15 protein-coding genes are annotated in these 22435 nt (G+C 34.2%); 7 read left to right on the forward strand and 8 right to left on the reverse strand.

All coding sequences use genetic code 11. From position 1 onward, the window contains the following. Positions 1–51: 51 nt before the first annotated feature. From G7Y56_RS12325 to G7Y56_RS12355, 7 genes are all read left to right on the forward strand, one after another. A complete protein-coding gene (locus G7Y56_RS12325; protein WP_165043869.1) occupies positions 52–414 on the forward strand; it encodes a hypothetical protein in 363 nt (120 codons plus the stop codon). Next, the gene (gene traM / locus G7Y56_RS12330) at positions 383–1684 is read left to right on the forward strand and encodes a conjugative transposon protein TraM (RefSeq protein ID WP_165043871.1); all 1302 of its coding nucleotides are present in this window, start codon (positions 383–385) and stop codon (positions 1682–1684) included. Before G7Y56_RS12325 ends, traM begins: the two co-directional genes overlap by 32 nt. Before the next feature lie 34 nt (positions 1685–1718). Then, a complete protein-coding gene (gene traN / locus G7Y56_RS12335) occupies positions 1719–2696 on the forward strand; it encodes a conjugative transposon protein TraN (RefSeq protein WP_165043873.1) in 978 nt (325 codons plus the stop codon). Position 2697: 1 nt separating this feature from the next. Beyond that, complete coding sequence (locus G7Y56_RS12340) at positions 2698–3273, forward strand: conjugal transfer protein TraO (protein WP_165043875.1); 576 nt, start codon at positions 2698–2700, stop codon at positions 3271–3273. 42 nt (positions 3274–3315) lie between these two features. Continuing rightward, entirely contained in the window at positions 3316–3750 is a 435-nt protein-coding gene (locus G7Y56_RS12345; RefSeq protein WP_165043877.1) for a DUF3872 domain-containing protein, read from the forward strand. A gap of 168 nt (positions 3751–3918) precedes the next feature. Continuing rightward, positions 3919–5889, forward strand: a complete 1971-nt coding sequence (locus G7Y56_RS12350; protein WP_165043879.1) for a hypothetical protein — start codon at positions 3919–3921, stop codon at positions 5887–5889. Between the two features lie 12 nt (positions 5890–5901). Then, positions 5902–8439, forward strand: coding sequence for a DUF4116 domain-containing protein (locus G7Y56_RS12355; protein WP_165043881.1), 2538 nt, complete (start codon positions 5902–5904; stop codon positions 8437–8439). Between the two features lie 2501 nt (positions 8440–10940). On the opposite strand, the gene G7Y56_RS12360 is transcribed toward G7Y56_RS12355, so the two are convergent. The 8 genes from G7Y56_RS12360 to G7Y56_RS12395 all read right to left on the reverse strand — a co-directional run bounded on the left by G7Y56_RS12360 (position 10941) and on the right by G7Y56_RS12395 (position 22435). Further along, positions 10941–11759, reverse strand: coding sequence for a class I SAM-dependent methyltransferase (locus tag G7Y56_RS12360; protein ID WP_165043884.1), 819 nt, complete (start codon positions 11757–11759; stop codon positions 10941–10943). A gap of 59 nt (positions 11760–11818) precedes the next feature. Then, entirely contained in the window at positions 11819–13015 is a 1197-nt protein-coding gene (locus tag G7Y56_RS12365) for a hypothetical protein (protein ID WP_165043887.1), read from the reverse strand. Next, the gene (locus G7Y56_RS12370) at positions 13012–14589 is read right to left on the reverse strand and encodes a glycosyltransferase (protein WP_165043889.1); all 1578 of its coding nucleotides are present in this window, start codon (positions 14587–14589) and stop codon (positions 13012–13014) included. Before G7Y56_RS12370 ends, G7Y56_RS12365 begins: the two co-directional genes overlap by 4 nt. 12 nt (positions 14590–14601) lie before the next feature. Beyond that, positions 14602–15906, reverse strand: coding sequence for an HlyD family secretion protein (locus G7Y56_RS12375; RefSeq protein WP_165043891.1), 1305 nt, complete (start codon positions 15904–15906; stop codon positions 14602–14604). Positions 15907–16026: 120 nt separating this feature from the next. Next, a complete protein-coding gene (locus G7Y56_RS12380) occupies positions 16027–18234 on the reverse strand; it encodes a peptidase domain-containing ABC transporter (protein WP_165043893.1) in 2208 nt (735 codons plus the stop codon). A gap of 351 nt (positions 18235–18585) precedes the next feature. Then, a complete protein-coding gene (locus G7Y56_RS12385; protein WP_165043895.1) occupies positions 18586–20076 on the reverse strand; it encodes a S41 family peptidase in 1491 nt (496 codons plus the stop codon). Beyond that, entirely contained in the window at positions 20051–21349 is a 1299-nt protein-coding gene (locus tag G7Y56_RS12390; RefSeq protein ID WP_165043897.1) for a radical SAM/SPASM domain-containing protein, read from the reverse strand. The genes G7Y56_RS12385 and G7Y56_RS12390 overlap by 26 nt, the downstream gene beginning before the upstream one ends. Positions 21350–21664: 315 nt before the next feature. Beyond that, on the reverse strand, positions 21665–22435 hold the full coding sequence (locus tag G7Y56_RS12395) for a hypothetical protein (RefSeq protein WP_165043899.1): 771 nt from the start codon (positions 22433–22435) through the stop codon (positions 21665–21667).

Consider the following 22435-nt stretch of genomic DNA (forward strand, 5'->3'; position numbering starts at 1 on the left):
AGAGTGAAGTCTGAAAAGACTGATAGTATTAATTTTTAAAAATTTACAATTATGAGATATACTGATGAACAAATAATTATAAGACGGACAGGTATGATAATCAACCTGCTTATTGTATACTGTCTGGCACAACTCTGGATCATATGCAGTATTTGCAGTTTTGAAGAAAGGCATAGCCGGGAGTTCTTCGAAAAGGAACTTGAATTCGAACGCTTTTACCAAAGTTTGAATTTGAAAATACAGCAAGAAAATTTTATTGACGAAACCGATTCGGTTGAAAAGGCTCTCGATACGGAAATAGAGTCCGATAAGGAAGCCCTGACAACCGATAGCCTCTCTCAGGATAGCATAAAAATCATGTTGAACCAACTATTGAAGTATTATGAGTGCACAAAAAAAGAATCAAGAGCTTAAGAAATATATCATTTTTGGTATCATGTTTCTGGTATTTGCCGGTTGTATGTGGCTGATATTCGCACCCTCTGAATCAGACAAAAAAACTGAATTGCAAGGGATCGGATTCAACGAGGAAATACCCTCTGCAACCAATGGTGAAATGTATGGCGATAAAAGGGATGCATACGAGCAGGATAAGATGAATTCAAGACGCGAGGATAATGTGATCGCACTGGACGGTTATTCGACCATGCTGGCAAACAAACAGCAGGAAGCAGAACAGGTGGATCTGGTGGAAGATTATTCAGGTAGTAAACCTGCTCCGACAGTAGCTAAACAATCTCCCATCCATAACTCGGTATCTTCTTATCAGGATATTAACAGGACTTTGGGTAATTTTTATACCCAGCCTAAAGATGATCCTGAAAAGATCGAGATGAAGAAAAAACTGGAGGAACTGGAGGCCAGGCTCAATGAAAAAGAGAGTAAACAGTCTGTAATGGATGAACAGGTCGCTCTTATGGAGAAATCCTATCAGTTGGCAGCCAAGTACATGCCTCAGAACGGTACAGATGTGCAATATGCCTCTTCCCAACCGTCAGGCCTTAGTGCGGAAGACATGAAAAACAAGATTCTAAAGTCACCTGCAAAAAGTTCGGGGGATAAGGTTAGTGTATCGGTAGTAAGGCAGGTAAAGGACAGGACTGTTTCTTCACTTAGACAAAACCTGAGTGATGATGAGTTACTCTACCAGTATGACCAGCCACGAAATATGGGGTTCAATTCGCTAAAAAATGTGGAGGAGGAAATCGAAAAGAATACCATAAAAGCCTGTGTGCATGGAGATCAGACCATCATGGACGGACAAAGTGTATTCCTGAGACTTTTAGAACCCATACAAGTGGAAAATGGTGTAGTTCATAAAAATACCGTATTGACAGGTCAGGCTAAATTACAAGGAGAAAGACTGAATATCTCTATCAGTTCCATTGAATTTGAAGGTGCAATTTTTCCTGTAAAACTAACGATATATGATCTGGACGGTACAAAAGGGATATATGTACCAAGCTCCATGGAACTAGATGCCCTCAAAGAAATAGCAGCCAGTGCAGGAAATAGCGTCGGTACAAGTTTTACCATGACCCAAAGCACATCCGAACAAATTGCCTCGGATCTAAGTAAAGGGCTTATTCAGGGGGTATCCCAGTATTTCACCAAGAAAATCAGGGCTATTAAAATTAACCTCAAGGCAGGACATAATCTGCTCCTGTCTCCCGATAAACAATAACAAAATCATTTTAAATATTTAAAAATTAAACCGTATGAAAAATTTAATTATCGTATTCGCATGTTTGATCTGCTGTCTATCCGGATTCGCACAGGTAGATACAGCAAACGAGCAAACAGAGATTCTTCCGGGCGAAGAACTTAATACTAGAAACAATCCTTCTTCGGGAGACCTCTATTATGGACTGACACGTAAAGTTATGTTTGACCGTATGATTCCCCCCTTTGGTATCGAGGTTACTTTTGATAAAACCGTGCATGTTATTTTTCCTTCTGCCATTACTTATGTCGATCTGGGTTCACCCAATTTAGTGGCAGGTAAAGCAGACGGGGTAAATAATGTTTTACGCCTGAAAGCTGCTATCCGGGATTTTAGCACTGAAACCAATTTCTCGGTCATTACCGATGAAGGAAGTTTTTATTCTTTTAATGTCAAATATGCGGATGAGCCTCAGAAACTAAATATTGAAATGAAGGATTTTACGCATGACGGAGAAGCCGTGAACAGGCCCAATAATTCCCTTGATATCTACTTACAGGAGTTAGGAAAAGAATCTCCCAAATTAGTGAGCCTGATTATGAAATCTGTCTATGATAATGATAAACGCCTGTTCAAACACATTGGAAGTAAAAGATTCGGCATGCAGTTTCTACTCAAGGGAATCTATGCCTATGACAATTTCCTGTACTTACATACTCAGATTAAAAACGCTACGAATGTGCCCTATGATATTGATTTTATCCGCATAAAAATCGTCGATAAGAAGGTAGCCAAACGCACTGCTGTTCAGGAAACAGTTATTGTTCCTCTAAGGGCACACAACTATGTGACCCGTGTCAATGGGAATACGACCGAGCGAACTGTTTTCGCTATCGAAAAGATTACTATTCCAAACGGTAAACAACTGGTAATAGATGTATATGAGCAAAACGGTGGACGTCATCAGTCATTTGTCATAGAAAATGAAGATCTGATAAGGGCTGAAAGAATCAATGAATTAAAAGTAAGATAAGATGAAAAAGTTACTTCTGGTTCTAACAATGTGCCTTGTCCTTATCGGACAGGCACATGCCCAGCGTTATTTACCCGGGCAAAAGGGTATGCAGGTTACACTTGGTGCTGTCGATGGTTTTAAACTCTCTAAAGGTGATGGGCAGGCATTCTCCATAGGGATTGCTATGGCAACCTATACAAAAAATGGAAACCGCTGGGTCTTTGGCGGAGAATACCTGCAAAAGCAAAATCAGTACAAGGATATGCTCATTCCTGTTTCTCAGTTCACAGGTGAAGGGGGATATTATCTGAATTTCTTCTCGGATAAAAGTAAAACGGTTTTTCTCTCGATAGGTGCTTCGGCATTAGCCGGATATGAAACAATAAACAAGGGAAAGGAATTACTAAAGGACGGTGCTAGAATTGAAAACAAGGATAGTTTTCTATATGGAGGTGCTATAACTTTTGAGATAGAAACCTATATAACCGACAGGACAGTACTGCTCTTAAATGCCAGAGAACGTTACCTGCCTTCTTCCGACTTCAGCTCATTTCATTTTCAGTTAAGTGTAGGAGTCAAATTTATTATTAACTAAGGTCACTGACCGATTTTTCTAAATCAATATTAAACAAAAGATATGAGAAAATTTGCATCTTATTTAATCTACGCGATACTGATTGCCTGTATCGCATGTGCCTGTAGCGACAGTCTTGATATTAAGCAGTCTTATGAATTCAAAGTTACTCACTTACCTGTCCCGAAAAAATTAAAGGTTGGTGAGACAGCAGAGATCAGGTGTCAATTGGAACGATCCGGCAACTATGAAGATACCAGGTATTTTTTGAGATATTTTCAACCGGACGGAGATGGTATCTTAAAAATGGATGACGCAGCTGCGTTTCTGCCAAATGACACATACGATCTGACTAAAGAAACATTCAGGTTGTATTACACTTCTCAAAGTGATGAACAACAGGTAGTCGATGTCTATTTTTTTGACAATCTGGGCAATACCTTCAACTTGTCATTCTCTTTTAATTATGACAACAAGGAAGAGAAGGAAGCCTCATGAATGCAATTTATTACTTGATGACTGTATATCAGTTTGTAATACATTGCTGGATATCAGTTCGTATTTATTTAACTCCCAGTCACAAAGAGATGCGGGGAGAGGAAATTGAGTAATTAACCCTAAGCCCTGTTGTTTAAGCTATTAATGACAGGGTTTTAATATAAAAACATGATGGAATCTAACATAGATATTAACAGGAAATATTTTTTTATTCAACTGGACCTTCAGCCTGTAGAATCATTAAGGCTTTTTGACCATATGCAAATTGCCCAACAGTCCGGTCCTGTTCAGGAATGGTTAACAAAAGATCTATTAAAAGTCTTGGATAATGACCACCTTTTATTCGTTTTCGATAAGGTAATATATAATGTACCGAAGGAATATAACCAAAAACAAGCTCTTTTAAAACTATTTGATATAAAAGAAAAAACGGAAGATATTCCCGTTTATAAAAGCAGTGACATTCAGGATTATTTGTGCGAAATAGATAAAAAAGACTCTGGTTGTTATTTTCTGATTGCAGATAAAGATAAACGTAAACATGGTTTTGATAAGATTAAAGAGCTGGGGTTCGATTTCTTTCATAAATCTGAAAATCTGGATACTAAAAATAGAACAGACGTTTTTTTAGTATTTAAGAATGAAGTATACCCTTGTAGTAATTTAATACAAAATAAAAGAGACGGAAATTTTAGTAGTAATACTGCTATTAAAGATTTACTCTCAGCTTTATGTATACCCGAAAGTAAAGCTATTCCCCAATACAAATTAAAAGATGTACTAAAACAACAAGACAAAGATATTGAATCAGTGGGAGAGTATGCCCTGTGCAGTATACCTGTTCACAGGAGAACCGATAAGGTTTGTATGGCAGCAGCTCGTAGTCATCATTTGAATATTGAGGATATTCCCATATATATGCTTACAGATGAAAGAATAGACCGGTTGTTAGAAATGCATAATACTCATATATATGATCTTCCGTATGAAAAAATCAATGAAGATACATGCTTAAGGGCTGTAAAAAACGATTCAAATTTCTTTTCAGTGTTAACGGAAGAATTACGAACAGAAAAGGTATGTATGGCAGCATATAATAAAGCACGTGAAGAGACCGATGATCCGGCATATATAGATTCAATCGTAAGTCGAACAAAACACCCAAGTGCCTGCTTACAACTATTAAAGCAATATAAAGAAACTAATGACTTTCGATATATTCTATTTGCAATGCCGGCAGAAGCCTTTAATCAGCATTTAGCTCTTGAAGCAGTAAAAATACATTCTTACGCTATTGAATTTATACCGGACAATTTTAAATCCGAAGATTTATGCCAGAAGGCTTTTGCAGCAGATACTAATAATCTTCAATCTATTCCTGATAGGTATAAATCCAAAGAAATGTGTCAGAAAGCTATTGATGAAAGTCAATTAAATATTGAATCTCAAGATATTTTGAGAGCTATACCCTATCCTGATATTATTTTGAACGCTATTAATAACGAATTCAAAGATGTTCCATCAACAGAATTAGTAAAATGGATTCCTAAAGAAGTAATGAATGATGAGATTGTAACAGAACTCATAAAGCGGGACCCTAGTGTCCTGCCGGATATCCCCTGCCATCTCAGAACGGAGGCTATTTGCCTAGAAGTGATTCAAGGGGCAAAATCGGTCAATCCCTTTTACCATATTCCCCAACCTTCGATGTCACTAAGGGCGTGTTATCGACTTACAACTAAATTCCCACAAGCTTTGGGGTTAATTCTACCAGAAGATAAAAGAACAGCAGAAATCTGCCTGAGAGCTATAAAACAAGATGATAGTCTAAAAAAATATGTACCCCAAAGTATTCTTAAAGACAAATACATGAATATCTACAACTTTAATCAGATGGTCGAAAAGAAAATTGACAATAAGTTATCCTTCGATCAGATAAAAGACCTTTATAACGGAAAAGAAGTAAGTATCGAATATACTGATTCCCAAGTCAAACAGGGTGAAAAAGTAAATATCTCATATAACTATGAGACTAATTGCCTGGATTTCAGATTCATTAATAAATCTGAACAACTGAGCCAGTTGATTAAGCAGAATGTTTCTTCAAAAAAATCAATGGAAAAAGGTACTAAACTATAAAAGAATATCAGCATGGAAAATGTAAATAAAGATAACATATATTTTTTCTTAGAAATAGCAATTGAAGATCCGACAAAGACCTTGGCGAAATTAAAAGAAATCGGATTAACGGAAGAAAAAGAATCACCTCAGGGATGGCTATATAGACTACTTGTAAGCTCACAAAAGGATGGAGTTGTAAACCTGCCATTCTTAGTCAGTAATTCTCAAATTTATGAATGGGATGAAGTAGTTCATCAGGACTATCAAAGTGATCCTAAAGCATTAGAGGCTCTGCTGATTAAACTAGATATTCCTACAGAAGAAAGGATTAAAGAATTTACGTTGAATGAACTGGTTGATCAACAGAAAAAAGATATTGAATCGCTAATAAATGAAGATTCAACTATTGATTTAATTCCTCCATACAAAAGAACTGAATCTGTTTGTAAAGCTGCATTAGATTCCGGTTCAGAAAATATTCAATGGATTCCTTCCCACATTCAGACTGATGAAATGTGTTTAAAAATTATTAAGCAAAATTATCAGGACATCAAATACATCCCTAAGAATCTACAAACCGAAGGAATGTGTCAAATGGTTTTAGCGTCAATTTTAAAAGATATAGAAAAGAATCCGCATTTATTTCCAATCATATTGGAATTCAATTTTCTTGATATACAATCACAAGGTGTAAGACAAATGATGAAATATTTACCTAAAGAAGAACAGGCTGATATTAATTATGTTATGGGAAAACCATTGTCCGGGCTTCCAAAAGAAAGAAGAACAGATGCGGTTTACACCGCTGCCTTTATATACAACAGAGATAGCATCCAATATATTCCGGGGGAAATGGTAAGCAATAAAATGATAGAAGCTGCATTAAAAGAAAATGGACTTTTATTGCAGTATATAGACGAAAATAAAATAACCGGAGAACATTGTTTACTTGCAGTAAAAAATGACTACGAAGCAATACAGTTTGTTAATAAGAAATTCTTAAGTCCCGAAATCTGCCTGATAGCAATGAATGAAGCAGCTACCTCTTTCCCCGAAAGTTGTCTGCCTTTAGCATACATTCCTTATCCTGATATTTGTCTGGAAGGCATAGAAAAGCTGAAAAACACAATTGTTACAGGCAAAGATGTAGGAAGGGCTATCTCGGAAAACAAAAGTGTAATTAACAGGGATATTGCTAAAGCATTAGTCGACTTCTCTGTTGAGAATTTCATGAATATACCCGACATGTTAAAAGACAAGCAAATGTGCATAGATGTTGTTAAAATCAACGGCTGGCTTTTGGGCTTTGTCCCCCAAGATTTTAGAACAAAAGAAATGTCTATTGATGCCATAAAGACGAATTATCACGCCATGCAATATGTTCCTGATAAACTAAAAACTGCTAACTTCTATCTTGAAGCTATAAAAATAAATGGAAATGCACTTAAGTATGTACCGGAAGAATTTAAGTCAAATCATCTCTGTAATGAGGCTGTTAAAAACAGCAAGGATTATCGAATAATTGAACACCTGCCATATGATGACTTGTGCAATAAGGTAATAGACCGAAGCATCGAAAAGGGGCAAATAAGAGAAGCCATGAAATTGATCAAACCCGAGTGTATAACCGGTGAGATTGCATATAAAGTTGCCAAACATGATATTTATAGTCTTTCAATGGTTCCTAAAGAATTAATGACACCACATTTTTGCAGTTTCGCAATTTTGGAGAATCCGAAAACATTGAGGTATTTACCTGAAAGCTACACAAAAAAAGAGATTTGTTTAGAGGCAATCATAAGAGATGTCGAAGCTATAAACGGAATACCTGACAGCCTAAAAACAAAAGAATTCTATAAAGAACTAATTGGCTTGAATCCACTAAGTTTCATCTATACTCCTAAAGAGTTTAAGGACAGGGAACTCGCAGAACTTGCTATTAATAATTATACTAAAGTAGGGGCTAGGGCTATAGGTGTTTTTTCAAGTATACCTTATCCTGATTTATGTTTAGAAGCAATAAGAAAAGAAAACAACCCTGAAACGGTGCTGGATATCGTATTCCATATGAATGATAAAGTGAAAAATGGAGACATTGCATTGGAAGCGGTTAAGAAAAACAGTGCTTGCCTGCCATTTATTCCGGAAGAACTAAGGATAAAGGAAGTATGTGAAGAGGTTATGAAACGTGAACCAAAGTATATTAACTGGGTTCCTATAGAGAACCGTACTCCGGAGATGTACTTACGTGCCATTAAGGATAAAGATGCATGTCTTTATGATGGCATACCGGATTCAATTTCAAATGGAAAAAATATTGTTTCATTTAACGAAACTATTTCTAAAAAGATTTTAGATAAACTATCGTTTGAACAGGTAACCGAACTCTATAATGGCAAGACAATCAAGGTAAGTAAAATTAATACGTCAGAAGGGCTAAAAGAAAACCAACTTGTTAGATATAACAAAGAAAGTAATTCCTTGGAATATAAATCAAATAAGGAAAATATATCTACAAGAATATTAAATACATTAATGCCCAAAAATAAAAATGGTTTTAATATTTAACCGAAAGTGCCATAAACACATAATTTCAAAAGAATGTAATAACCTCAATATCAAACTAATTCATACGATATGCCGTATATTTTGGGTAATTATTTTTTTTATTGTACATTTACAGGCTAACTGGACACAAAATTCTTTTCTACTTAAAAATAAAATAGTTCATTCAATATAGAAAGTCTTCCCGATCTCATTAGCTTGTAGGATATTTGTAGAGGTATGCAAATTTCCAATTATACTACAATAAAAATTGATCTTATGATTTAAACAGGGAAGACTTTTTTTCACTTTAATATTTCATTTATTATTTCTTGAACTACTATCATTAGCGCATTCTATTTTATTCTTACAATAAATAACCCAATCAATTGCAAATTATTTTAATTAAATATAAAATTAATGCATAAATATTAATAATTGAAAAAATACAACGCATTGTTTAGATTATACACTTTATATATTATCTTTATTATCACATACCTACTGTAGTATAAATAATATTTATATGTTTGTAACACTCTTATTTTTTAAATCATAATAATTGATAAATAATTATTTATCTGCAATAAAAGGTTTGCCTCCTCATTTATTGTAGTGAATAAAAATAATTGACTCGATTGATATAAAAAAATGCATACCTCTACAAATATCCACTAATACAAGTAAAGGCAGAAGAATAAAAAATGCAGATAGACAACAATCCTACACAATTGAAGGGATATACACTCAGAGAGGTAGTAAAATCGCTTAAGATAACTATTTAAAGGCTCTCAAAGGTGAATAAAGTATATAAGAGGGAATTTCATTCAACTTATATCAAAACATGGAAAAACTAAAAAACACCCTGAACATCTCGTATCAGGGTGTTTAAAATATAATAATAAAGGAAATAGATTTATTCTACAATTTCAAATTCACTATAGCCTCCTTTGTAACAATTCTGCATACTGTTGAATGAATCTTTTACAAGATTAACTTCCTCTTTTACCTTTTGGTTTAATATTTTAGCGTATATCTGAGTGGTCTTGACATCTGTATGCCCAAGCATCTTAGATACGCTCTCTAAGCTAACTCAGTGAGCATGGTAGTTGCGAAGGTATGCTTCCCATGTGAATAATCCCCCCAAAGTAATCAAAAACAGAATGCAGAAGTTAATTTAGAAATATATTAAAAATGAGTTTATTTACATTAAATTTCTGTTTTGAAAAATCAAAACAATGTGGAATTATATAGTATTTCCGTTGCTAAATCGTTAAGTGCCAAGTTGCCGAATACTGATAGGTAACAAAAAGCATAGTAAATAATTTCAATCACGACTCTTATTCGCTGACAAACATTGCTTTGCTACCAAACAGCACTTATACAACCTGTAACTTTACCCTACCGCAAGAATGAAACGAACTTGCAAACTTTACTTGGATTATTAAAATAATACTGAATTTAAACGACAATGCACTACCAGAAAGATTGAAGGAATATTTTTTAGTTACAATAATATTTCTTTTAAAAGCTCCAAAATCAGTAGAAAATTCAGCTACGGAAATCTAAAAAAAGTATTTAAGAAGAATATTGAAATAATTCAGCCGTATGCGGTTTGCAAATTCCATTTGTTTTACATGATGTGCAGATAATATTTGTTTTTCATGTATATATTATGGCATAAGGATATCAGGGATGTTTATAATTGTTCCTGCAAAGCTTTTTTACAAGCCATTTCATAATCAGATGAATAGTAATACTTTTCATAATAGTAATCCACCGACTCCACGCATCCTTTCTTATTATCAGGAAAGGGTGAAAGAATACATTGTTCTTCAGTAGCGAATACTTGATAACAGAATAATCTACAGGTTTGGTACAGATGCCTCGGTATCCTCCTGTCATTTCCAAAAAGGGGTCGCAAGTAAGAATAGAAAAATTCTCCCCATTAAGCCAACCTGTTTCTCAATACGATCGAGCATGGTTATGTCATCGCTATCCATAACACAGATAAATTTTCCTTGAGTTAACTGGCATCCTTAATTCCAACGATTGTAGTTACCTTTATTTTCATTTGATTCAATAAATATAATTCTATTATCCTGAATACTTCCAATGAGTTAGTTATTTACCTCCTCAGTTCAAATTTTCCTATGTGGTTTAAAATCGTTAGAGTAGGGAAATATCCTCTGCTATAATGTTAGGCTATGTCTGCATTTCTGCCAGACGTAATCCCCAGAAGGGTAATCAAAGAGGTTATAAGATCAGGGTATTTGAATTTGTCACTTCCGGTAACAATAATAAGAAAAATCACAGTTAAGGTAATCCCATTGCATAAAATTTAAGAAAATCCTCTACCAGAAACTTTCTGAAACTCTTCAGAGTAGAACTTCTATTTCTTTATCGACATCTATCTCATTTCTATTCTTTTCTTTCGACATTTATCTTAATTTGAAGTCATTTATTTTTACACAGTTTATCGTAACTGGTTATTAGACAGTATTATAAGTCAATAAAAATATTCTCTAACCATTCTTCACAATATACAGGCTGCTTCCCCCATGCCCGATAAGTAATTCGGGAAATACATCATTGCAAGCGTCCCGCATATATGTCGTTACAAATTTGTTCAAGAACAAAATCTTGAATGTCGAGTTATAACTGAGGAAGGCCCGCAAGGCATAGCATTCATTCCAGCCAACCTGCTGTTGCGTAAACCAATTTTTAGGATAATTGAACAAGAATATATCATGAAAATGTACCACAACACCTTTTTTAATAATCGGGAGTACTTCAAATAATATATAGTTAACATCGCTTCCCTGTTTGAGAACATGACTGGAGTCAATAAATAACATATCGTTTGCATTCAGCGTTCTAAAACAATCTAAATTAATATCAAGAACAGATGCCTGTTTAAGTTCAACTTTCGGTCCTCGGTTGCCAATAATGGCATGCATACGATTCATATCAGGATCAATAGACAGTATTTCCATATCGTTGTCGAAATACTCTTTATTGACATCCATTGCTAATGCTGTGGAGAATCCACTTCCTATCTCGATTATTTTTTGAGGTTTCAAATGAAGTAGCATAGTTGCATAAACCCATGCATCTGCATATCTGAAAAAAAAATTATTTGCAAAATAGAACTGCTCTTCGCTTTTTTCATAAGCAAATTTTACCAATTGCTTGAATACCGATAAATCATTCAGCGTAATATTGATGTCATCAATATCTATATTCAAAGCTTCTGTCGAAAATTCAAACTTATCATCCGAATAATGTTCTTCAATATAAGCTAAGTCTGGGTAAGGCGAATAATAATGTCCCGGGTTAAGCATATTTATTTAGTTTAAAAAAATTTTACACATGATTCTATAATTGGAAATCCATCAATATCCTACTCTATAACAGGCGGATGCCCTTGAGAGATAAAATCTGACTCTACATAGGGAATAAGATATTTTTTTTCAATAAGTTCTTCTGCAAACCTGAATATATCATCTTTGTATTCGACCGGATACTTATCTAAAAGAGCAGACATACTATTTGAGTTCAGGAACTCCATCATAATTAAACATTCCGATTCATTGATCCGTTTTATCTGTTTACCCATATAAACATCAATTATATAGAAATACCTGTCGATTTCCCTGAGACTATAACAAGGGTTTATTGTATATCTTTTATCTATATCATCTGCATCCGTTATGTAATCTTCAAATATAGACAGGAAAGAGTTTATATTTTCTATTTCCGATTGTTGTAATTTTTCCAATAACAATTGCTTTTCTTGCTCATCTATTATGGTTTGAATATCTTGCAGTAAAATCTGAAGAGGGATATATTCGTCTAATTTGCCCCCATTTCGGCCTTGAAAAAAATTCAAATAAAATGCTCGGATACTAGCCTCTTTAACAAGACCTCCATATCCTCGTTCTCCTACGACTATTACTTTCTTTTTTAACTTACAAGCCAAAAGAGCCGGATATCCTGAGCCTATAACAATATCAGAATTATTGATATGAGTAACAATCCCATCCAGATCTTTCACGATTTTAATATGCTTGTTTTTCAAAGATGCTATAGTACGATTTTTTGTGTATAGATATATTTGATAATCCGATAAGGTATTCATTAACGGAAGTATCTTCAAGCAAACATCCGAATTCAACATATCATTGTCAATATCAATATAAATTCTAGGTTTATCCCCTTCAGCTTTATTTGTAATCTTATCGGAGTTAAAATTAGGAGCAAGCATATTCATTAAAATATTAGTATTGGCTCCAACAAGATTTAGAGTACGCTTTTTATCGAGAAAAATAAAGCTCTTATAGATACACGCTTCATTAAAAAAATGTTCCCTGGCTACTTCTGAAGTATATGTGATATATATTATTTTTGATTTATTCCAAAATACTTTTTTTATCCGGCTAATACTCTTTTTGTCAAAGGTTATTATATAGTCATATATTGTTGCCGGATTTATTTCTTCTTCAATAAAATATCCCTTATCCTCGAATATCTGCTTTATGGCAATTGTCTGTAAATCATATTTCTTCTTATGCAAATTGGGTAATAACAATATTTTCATAGTTGTACCGGTTTTAAGGATAGTTTAATATCTTTTACTTTCGATTTCTGAGGGTTTTTATTTAATAGATGATCATAACTTGTTTGGATACTCAGGAAATCCTCCTTGGCATAAAAAACATATTTCTCTTCTCGGGCTTTGGCATCAAGGTGTCCATAGTGTTTAACCAAAACAGGAACATAATACAACTGCCCTGTATATGGAACATGCTCGAAGTGTAATTTTCCCTTTTTCGAGATTATCTGAGACCGGCCGATATTTCTAAACATCTTAAGTTTCGGACCTATTCCCCGATTTGTAAATGGATAATCTATATTATACTCTTCCTCTGAATCCCACAAGTGAATATAGTTGAACAACATTGTGTCAATTGAAGAAATTCTACTCATACCATCCAAATCCGAGTAGCGTTCATCAATCAGTTCGTCGGCATCAATAAAACAAATCCATTCGCATTTAAAGAAAGAAACAAGGTTTAGTAATATATTTCGATTTTCCAGATCATTAAACTCCTTTCTTTTCTTCTTTACTTTCAAGATGAGTTTGTTATGTACAGCATCTTCATAGGTTGTATCTGTGCTTTCGTCATCAAGTAAAATAATAGCATCAAAATATCTGGAGTTGCTTTCTAAATAACTTTTAATCCGGTGTTTTTCATTATAGGTGGGAACAAGCACAATTCTACGGTACGTCACTTTTGTTGCACCTTTTTTCAAGTTGGAGCACCTAAATTGAGACAAATAATTCTTCAACAGTATTTCTGCGTAAATATTACTCTGCCAGTCATAAATTATTTTGTTAAAATCCTCTCCCCAAATTTCATTTACAATTACCTCTTTGGGATATAGAAGGCGATTAAACACTGTGGCAGGCATGTTATTGGTAGTCCTTCTTATATTTGCTTCTTTATCTCCATCCCTATGGATCAATCTAACTTCCGGCAGATAAAGCTCTTCGACTTCATATAATTCTAACCTTGCACGAATATTGTCATCATCACCTCCCCATTTGTTCAACGATTCATCGTAGCCTCCGATTTCATGCAAAAAATGGCGTTCAACCATTATGCTGCCATACGGAATAAACGGTAATAACTGAATATTTTCTTCACAAACAATAAAATTATTACTTGTAAAACATACCGTACCCACCGTATAATGCTGCGGATAGTACGCTAAAGCGGTTCTCATTTGAAGAATCGCATCGGTATAAAACTCCGATTCGGGAGAACATACCATTACATATTTTTTCATCGCATGCTTTATCCCTACATTGATAGGTTTGGTAGGATTCCTCCATTCGTGAGGCTTGTCATTGTATATAATTCTCCAGTTGATAAAAGGGTATCCTTTTATATATTCTATTAATTCGTCTTTTTCATTGGGACAATCCAGCACAATAACAATTTCAATCCCATTTCGTTCAAAGTATTTTCTGTTCTGTGGTAATACATTTTTGAATGCTGTAAGTTTTTTATAAAAAGGCATGACGATTGAGAGATCGAAGTTTTGCTCTATCGACTCTGCGTTCGGCCTGATTGCTTTGAGAAAATTGAAGTGCATATTGTTTTTCATCGTTTCTTTCATTTATTGCATCCCTTCTGTCCAGATTTTACGCAGTGGCATAAAAAATCTTTCTAATAAAGATATATCTTCTGTTATTATATCTGCTTGAGCTTGCATTTCAGGCTGATAAGGTAATTTTTTTTTATAAGTTGTCATAAGTCCATCGGGAAGTTCTATTTCGACCACATAATTATTCTTGCCTTCAGCATTTTGAGACGGAATAATCGAGATATTTTTGACAAATCCTTTGACTATACCAAATTCATTATCCGGAAAATTAGCAAAACGGATATTTACTTTTTGTCTCGGTTTTACTTTCCCCGAACGTGTCATAGGCATAGACGCTTTGCCGATTAATACCCCGGACTCGTCTGGAATGACATTGAAAATGCTTTCACCAATACTTAAATTTTGATTTTCAGCCCAATAGTTTGTGAATGTAACCTGTCCATCTATCGGGCAGATAAATGCATAAGTCTGTTCCCATAGCTGAATTTCGGCTAATAGCTGGGATATATAGGTTCTGAGTTGCGTTTCGTAATTGTTTTTCTTGTCAGTATATTGATGTTCGTTATCTAGTAAACCTTCTTGCATTTGGGTGATTTGTATTTCGGTATTCTGTAAGGTTGAATTTATATTCTCAAGAGATAAACGACCTTGTAGATATTTACTTCTGCTCGATTCGAGGTCCTCTTGTGAGATAACGCCTTTCTTATTTAATAATGAATCTCTCGAAAATTGATTTTCAGCTAATGCTTGCTGCTCTTTCACTATATTCTTCTGGTAAACGACATTCTTATAAGATTCTTTGTATTGATCAATTCGCACTTTCATAAAATCAATCTTCTGAATATAGTAGTTTAGGCGTTTGAACTGCTGATAGTCAAATAGAGTAATATAAAATGAGGAATACAAAGTTTGTATATTTCCCAGATTCATATCTTTGGCAGGAAACGTTATAATGGTATCTGTATTTATATTTAGACGAAGTAGGTATTGCTTAAGTTTTAATATATCTTCTGTTTTTGCAGGGTTTTCTATTACAGCTAAATAATCTCCTGTTTTCACATTCTGTTTATCAACAACATTGAGTTCCTTTAATCTGCCGGAGGATTTAGCAATTAGTGCTGCCGGTGGTGTTGTCCCGGTTAGCGTCATAGTAGTTTCTATCGTATCGGGATATTTAAATAGAGCACTGCCAATAAGAAGAATGACTATGATTATTGCGATGACTGTTATACCTCTGCGTAATATCCAAGAAGGCACACTACCGAGTACCTCCTGAAATTCTTCACTTCTCAGCTCTATTTCTTTATCTTCCTGCATATAAATAGAAATAAGGATTAATGATTTTTTAAATTCTCTAACTGCCAGTAAACAGGTTCACAAGACTTACATACTTGTACACTTACTAACTTCTTTATTATAATAAAAAGGTCTCTAACCTTAGGAACCCAATTCCAGTTGGTTCTTGACTAAAGTATAATAGGCTCCTTTTTTTTCAGTCAATTCTTTGTGTGTACCTTCTTCTATAATTTTACCTTTGTCCATTACAACTATATTATGGGCATTTTGAACAGTACTCAAACGGTGAGCTACCACCACCACTGTCTTTCCTTTGTAAAAAGTATCCAGATTATCTAGTATTATCTTTTCATTATTAGCATCTAAAGCATTGGTTGCTTCATCAAAAAACAAGAAGTCCGGATTTTTATAGACTGTACGGGCTATCAATAGGCGCTGCCTTTGTCCCTGACTGACTCCATTGCCTTCCATGCCTATTTTAGTATTGTATTTTAAGGGAAGAGATTCTATGAAATCTTTTATATTGGCTATCTCAACAGCTTTTTGTAGTCGCTTCTTATCGATACTATCTTCTGCGATTGCAATATTATTAGCAATACTATCGGAAAAGATAAAACCGTCTTGCATAACTGCTCCGGACTTTTGTCTCCACAAATGAGGATTTATATCATCAATTGGAATATTATTAATTGTTATTTGGCCTTTATTCGGTTTATAAAAAGCTAAAAATAATTTTATCAAGGTTGTTTTACCACTTCCACTGGCTCCGACAATGGCTGTTATCTTATTTTCGGGGATTATTAAGTCAATGCCATTTAATACATAGTCCCTGTCAGCACCATCGTAACTGAAATATAAGTCTTCGACATGGAGAGTCTTGTTTGTTGGCAATTCATTGATTTTTGATTCTATGGTTTGCTCTTCATCCTCTTTATTATGAATTTCATTCAAACGTTCAAGGCTTATTTTTGCGTCCTGAGCTGCTCGTACAAAACCTATTACTTGCGTGATAGGTCCTGATAATTGTCCGATAATATAGCTGACCGCCATCATCATACCTAATGTCATATCACCTTCGATTACCGAACGGGCTGCAATAAATGAAACAAAGAGAGAGGTTGTTTGACTAAAAAACACCGATCCTATTTGCTGATATTGCCCCAAAGCAAGTCCTTTAATGCTTATCTTGAAGAGTTTTACCTGAATGCGTTCCCATTTCCAGCGTTGTTGCTTCTCACAATTGTTGAGTTTTATTTCTTGCATACCGGTTACTATCTGGACCAAATTGCTCTGTTCGGCTGATGCTTGGGTAAAACGTGCCATGTCCAATTTGCGCCGATATTTCAGAAACAAGAGTATCCATGAAATGTATAAAGCATTTCCTAAGACAAACACTCCCAATATCACCAGATTATAATAAGCCAGTATAATCGCAAATATAATGAAGTTAACAAATGAAAACAGGGTAGTAAGAGTAGAACCTGTCAGGAATGATTTGATACGCTCATTATCTCCTATACGTTGCATAATGTCTCCTACATTTTTGGTATCGAAAAAACGAAGGGGTAATTTCATCAACTTGGACAGAAAGTCCGAGATAAGGGAGATACTGATTCGGCTGTTGACATGGAGTGTTATCCAATTGCGGATAAACTCTACGGCTAGTTGGGTGATAAACAATACGAGCTGAGCAATCAAAATCAGGGTTATAAAACTCAGATTATGATTGCCTATTCCTTGATCAACCACTGCTTGAGTAAGAAACGGAAATATCAATGACAGGACACTTCCTACAAGCAATCCTATTATAAGCTGAATAAGTTGTGATTTGTAAGGTCTCAGGTAACTAAAAAAATATCTTAGTCCTTTTTCTGTTTGTTTGAGATCATCATCGAATGTATAAAAATCAGGGGTGGGTTCTAGCAATAGTGTGGTTCCAGTATCTTCTCCTCCAGTTACACTACTTATCCAACATTTGAGAAATTCAGATTTGTTAAGGGTGTATTTCTCTCCTACCGGGTCGGATATTTTTAGTTCGTATTCTCCCTTTCTTTTTTGTTTGATACCATAACAGACTACAAAGTGATTCTGGTTCCAATGTAAAATACAGGGAAGCGGTTTCTCCGAAACCAGTTGTTCGAAGGTTATCTTAATTCCATTGGAGCGAAAGCCAATTGTTTCGGCAGCATCGCTGATGCCTAGCATAGATACGCCTTCGCGTGTAATGAAGCTTTTTTCCCGAAGAAACTGAAGGGAAAAATTACGCCCATAGTATTTGGCTATCATTCGCAGACAAGTCGGGCCGCAATCCATAGCGTCTAATTGACGAAAATTTGGGAAAGATATCATTTTGCTGTATTGCTTTTATTGGGGGCTATCTTATGAGAGTACAATGTCTTAATGCAATTTTTACCAATATTCAAATTCTAATATGAAAATCAGGATCATTATAATGAAAAAACATTTACCAATATAATCGTTTATTCCCTCTTTAATTTGTGTACCATTATTGATATATTCTTTATGGGATATATAACCTAATTCAGTATAAAAAATTAAAGGATAAAGTTGAAATTATTTTTATTATTGTAAATACATAAGACCACAATTAATAGAATCGAATTGGCAGAAAAACGAGATGTAAACTGTACATAGATAGTAATCCCTTTATCTATAAAAAAGGAAGAATTACCAGTTCACCTAATTCTCTCTTACATATTTTATTAATTTATCTTTATTTAAAAGATACTCCTCACTGTAACAATCATAGTTCAATATTTTGTCAACATAGGCATTTATATCATTTTCCAGAATTTCAACTTCCACTTTATCCATATACGGATTCTTTTCTCCTCCTGCCAGATCAGCGGTAAATGCTAAGGTGAAAACGATTTCCGAATTCGGGAGTTTAAATGCGATTGCAGGTAGGGTATAGCCGCCTATCATAGCCGAGGGAGCACCTACCACCTCCATATTTTCGCTTTGCCATGCTACAGATGCTAATGCTGCCGCAGCTGAGTACGTGAATTCATCTTGCAATACATACATTTTACCTTTAAAGTGGACGCTATTGCTGTCAGGTAATTGCACCGTTTGCCTGTACATTTCTGTTTTATCTCCTTTTCGTATCATTTTTAATTCACTGAACGAAGATAAAATTGAATTTTCAATGGCTGGGTTATGGTTCATCCCTACATGATACTTATATTCTAAGGGTTTATCGATTATTTTGCGAAGCAGATCAATCCATACACCGTCATAACCTCCTGAATTCCCTCTTATGTCAAATATTATTTTTTCTACATTAGGTGTATATATACGAAGTAATTCGCTGATGTACCACTCTCTGTCAGACATTGCAGGCATTCGTAGATAAAGAATATTATTGTCGATAAGCATTACGTTTCCATAATTGGACTGAGAGTGTCTTTCTTGCAAAGTCTCTACTGTTGTATCCAATGATAATGCTATATCTTTATCCCCCATGTTTAGGGTAAATTTCTCTATATTCAAAAGCGGTAAAGCCATTGTGAAAAGCCGCGAATAGTATTTTTGACTGATTGGATCCCAAAATAAATAGTACATTTTAGCGGAATTGTCCCCAACAAACTGGTTCATCGAGAGACCGTCAATGCTGCTTATTTTTTCTCCACCATTAATACGGATACTATTGTATCGAAAAGGACGTATATTATAATATTCTCCATTCATGAATTTAGTCATGATATTGATTTGTACCTTTCCATTCATACTTTTGTTAAGTAAACGGTAATAATAATCGGCATTGGTCGTATCTGACAATGAAACGTTTCCTATCGATGATAGATAATAATCGGGCGAAACATAGTTTACTAGAGAAGAACCGGGTATGATTTGGGAGTGTGCATCATTCAGTATATTTAATCCTTGTCGGATAATATGTGTAAAGTCTTCTATTGAGGTTGTAGGTGTTATTTCATCGTTTAATTTTTTGAATTCATTATCCACATTTACGCCTGTGCGTTGTTCCAATAATGCTAAAGGAAAGAAGTATTGGTGAATGTGTCCTTGCAAAAAGGACAGATCGTCCTGCATTTGTTTCTGAGAAAGGGTTTGACTTTGTATCGGATTGTTTACAAGGCATACCAAAAATACAAACCAAAAATATTTGCAAATTGGAAAATGTTTATTGATTGATTTCATTTTTTTCATAATATAAAGTGAAGAACTCTTTTAACTTGTCCTTTTGTGTTATACAAACATCTAAATTCCCTCCATCTTTATTTTTGAGTTTCATGAAAGGGCATCCTCCGTTACAGATAGGTAAGTAAGAGCAATCGATACATTCTTTATCATATAAAGGATCGGCATCAGTCATATACCTTGTATATAATTCAATATTCTTAACTCCTTCTTTTACATTTCCTATAATTTTTTCTTCTCGGCCAACATCGCACCAACATTTATAAAGTTCTCCGTTAGGACCAATACCATAGCTGTTTACACAACGAGCCGTACATTCAGAAACAGCAGTTTGGGGATAGTAGTATTTTTCAAAAGGATATTTATACCCGTTCTTTAAAGCAAACTCGCCCTGTTCGATTCTATTTAGCATACAAGATACTGTGCTACATGAATTATTATACTCTGCTACATATGCAGGATAGAGGGATAGGTTGGGACTGGAAATTTTGTTTTTTAAATAGTCATTTAATTCAAAGAATTCATCAGCATTATTTTTGTCAATATCGACTCTTACATTTACAACTACTTCCGGATATATACTAAAGAGCTCAACAATATTATTGACAATCCTTTGGAAGCTGTCTTTATTTGTTCTGTGTGGCCTTCTCTGATTGTGTGTTTTCTCCAGTCCATCTATCGTTATTTGTAGTTTTGAGATGCATAGGTCTTTTAACTGTTCAATTTTCTTCTTATCCAATGAATAACCATTAGTAATCATAAATGCGTTATAATTATCAATAGGCAGTGCTTTAATCCGTTTTGTTAAGAAGACAATTTTATCAAAACCCAACAGAGGTTCTCCTCCATACCATACGATTTGGAGTGCTTGCAAATGTTTATGGGAACTTATAAAGGAAATAATATCATCGGCTGTATTTGGATTTATTATATTGCTCTTTTTAGTGTGCTCCTCTTCAAAACAATAAGAACATGCAAAATTACAAGAAATAGTTGGGGCAATAGCTAAAACAAGTGAATCGGTATCAAACCTGTTTCTAAGTCTGGCTAATTTAATCTTTTGAGCTAAAATATCATCGTTCTCAACAAGAATTAAGTTTTCGTTTAATTCTTCTAAAAAATCATCACTCACACCATGGAAATCCCCTTCTTTTATTTGTTGTAATGTTTTATAGTCTTCAGAATCAATCTCCATTAGATTATTTGTATAAGAATTATATAGTAAAAACTTACCATCAGTAATTTCCATCAGGAAATTGTATCTGGACCATTTCTTATTCATATGTTGGTAAAATTTAATAGTTACTAATACAATAAGAATATCAAAGAATGTTTAGATTCTTTGATATTCTATTTTTAAAATCAACAAATGTTAGAACAACCGACATCAAAGTTATAACATGCTAGTCCTGGCCTAGAGCAATAACCACTTTCACCTCCAATAAGTTGTTTCATTTTGTCCCTTGTCAGAGTTAAATCAATTTGATTATCTCCATCTTTTAGCACTAGTTTTTTTAATCGCTTTTGTTTCATAATTGTAAATGATTAAATTAATAAATTAAGTTGCTAATATACTTCTCATATGAGCAGTATTTTATTACAGTCCCTTAAGACTAGTTACTATTTCATCTTTTGACGAACTTTCTATTCTGAAACGTTCATTTCCTGATATTTTCTTTGCAGTAGTGCTTCTAAATTTACTATTTTCTCCTCTAGGATGCCATAAATGAAATAGACAGGTATCTACCCTGTATATCTTATAACCAAGACCAATGAATCGAAAATAACGGTCAAAGTCATCATTTCCCCATCCATAATGGATTTCATTTTCCATTCCGGCAGCATAATATTTTTGAGTATTAACGAAGACTGCACCTCCTGTCAATAAATGAGGATATAATAAGTCCAGTTTATTTTTATGACGATATAGTAGGCGACTGTTTTTTTTCTTTAAATAATAATTTCGTAAAAGTTCAGAAATCTCGAAACATTTTCCATTATAGGGGTAAGAAACATCAGTATTACCATTTCTAAGATGATCTATCGCATCCATAATAGCAATTCTGTCAATAACAATATCAGTATCCCAGATAGCTAAAAATGGTGTATTAACATCAAGAGCCATTATATTTAAATAATAAGTTTTGTAAAGTACCGGATCTTTATCTTCAAGAAACATGTATTTAATTTTCTTATTTAACAAAGCCTTTAACACACCATTATTATGATCGGCCGCTTCAAGAACCAATATATTCGTATTAAAATAATGGCATATTTGATTTGTTACAACAATAATATTTTCGAGCCGCTGAATAGAATCTAAGCGAATTAAAATTAAAAACGTTATATCTGATAGATCTGTTTTCAT

The sequence above is a fragment of the Dysgonomonas sp. ZJ709 genome, assembly GCF_011039195.1.
In the GTDB taxonomy this organism is placed as follows: Bacteria; Bacteroidota; Bacteroidia; order Bacteroidales; family Dysgonomonadaceae; genus Dysgonomonas.

Coding starts and splice junctions, on each gene's coding strand:
- G7Y56_RS12325 (WP_165043869.1), top strand. CDS start 52: ATGAGATATACTGATGAACAAATAATTATAAGACGGACAGGTATGATA.
- traM (WP_165043871.1), top strand. CDS start 383: ATGAGTGCACAAAAAAAGAATCAAGAGCTTAAGAAATATATCATTTTT.
- traN (WP_165043873.1), top strand. CDS start 1,719: ATGAAAAATTTAATTATCGTATTCGCATGTTTGATCTGCTGTCTATCC.
- G7Y56_RS12340 (WP_165043875.1), top strand. CDS start 2,698: ATGAAAAAGTTACTTCTGGTTCTAACAATGTGCCTTGTCCTTATCGGA.
- G7Y56_RS12345 (WP_165043877.1), top strand. CDS start 3,316: ATGAGAAAATTTGCATCTTATTTAATCTACGCGATACTGATTGCCTGT.
- G7Y56_RS12350 (WP_165043879.1), top strand. CDS start 3,919: ATGATGGAATCTAACATAGATATTAACAGGAAATATTTTTTTATTCAA.
- G7Y56_RS12355 (WP_165043881.1), top strand. CDS start 5,902: ATGGAAAATGTAAATAAAGATAACATATATTTTTTCTTAGAAATAGCA.
- G7Y56_RS12360 (WP_165043884.1), bottom strand. CDS start 11,759: ATGCTTAACCCGGGACATTATTATTCGCCTTACCCAGACTTAGCTTAT.
- G7Y56_RS12365 (WP_165043887.1), bottom strand. CDS start 13,015: ATGAAAATATTGTTATTACCCAATTTGCATAAGAAGAAATATGATTTA.
- G7Y56_RS12370 (WP_165043889.1), bottom strand. CDS start 14,589: ATGAAAAACAATATGCACTTCAATTTTCTCAAAGCAATCAGGCCGAAC.
- G7Y56_RS12375 (WP_165043891.1), bottom strand. CDS start 15,906: ATGCAGGAAGATAAAGAAATAGAGCTGAGAAGTGAAGAATTTCAGGAG.
- G7Y56_RS12380 (WP_165043893.1), bottom strand. CDS start 18,234: ATGATATCTTTCCCAAATTTTCGTCAATTAGACGCTATGGATTGCGGC.
- G7Y56_RS12385 (WP_165043895.1), bottom strand. CDS start 20,076: ATGAAAAAAATGAAATCAATCAATAAACATTTTCCAATTTGCAAATAT.
- G7Y56_RS12390 (WP_165043897.1), bottom strand. CDS start 21,349: ATGAATAAGAAATGGTCCAGATACAATTTCCTGATGGAAATTACTGAT.
- G7Y56_RS12395 (WP_165043899.1), bottom strand. CDS start 22,435: ATGAAAACAGATCTATCAGATATAACGTTTTTAATTTTAATTCGCTTA.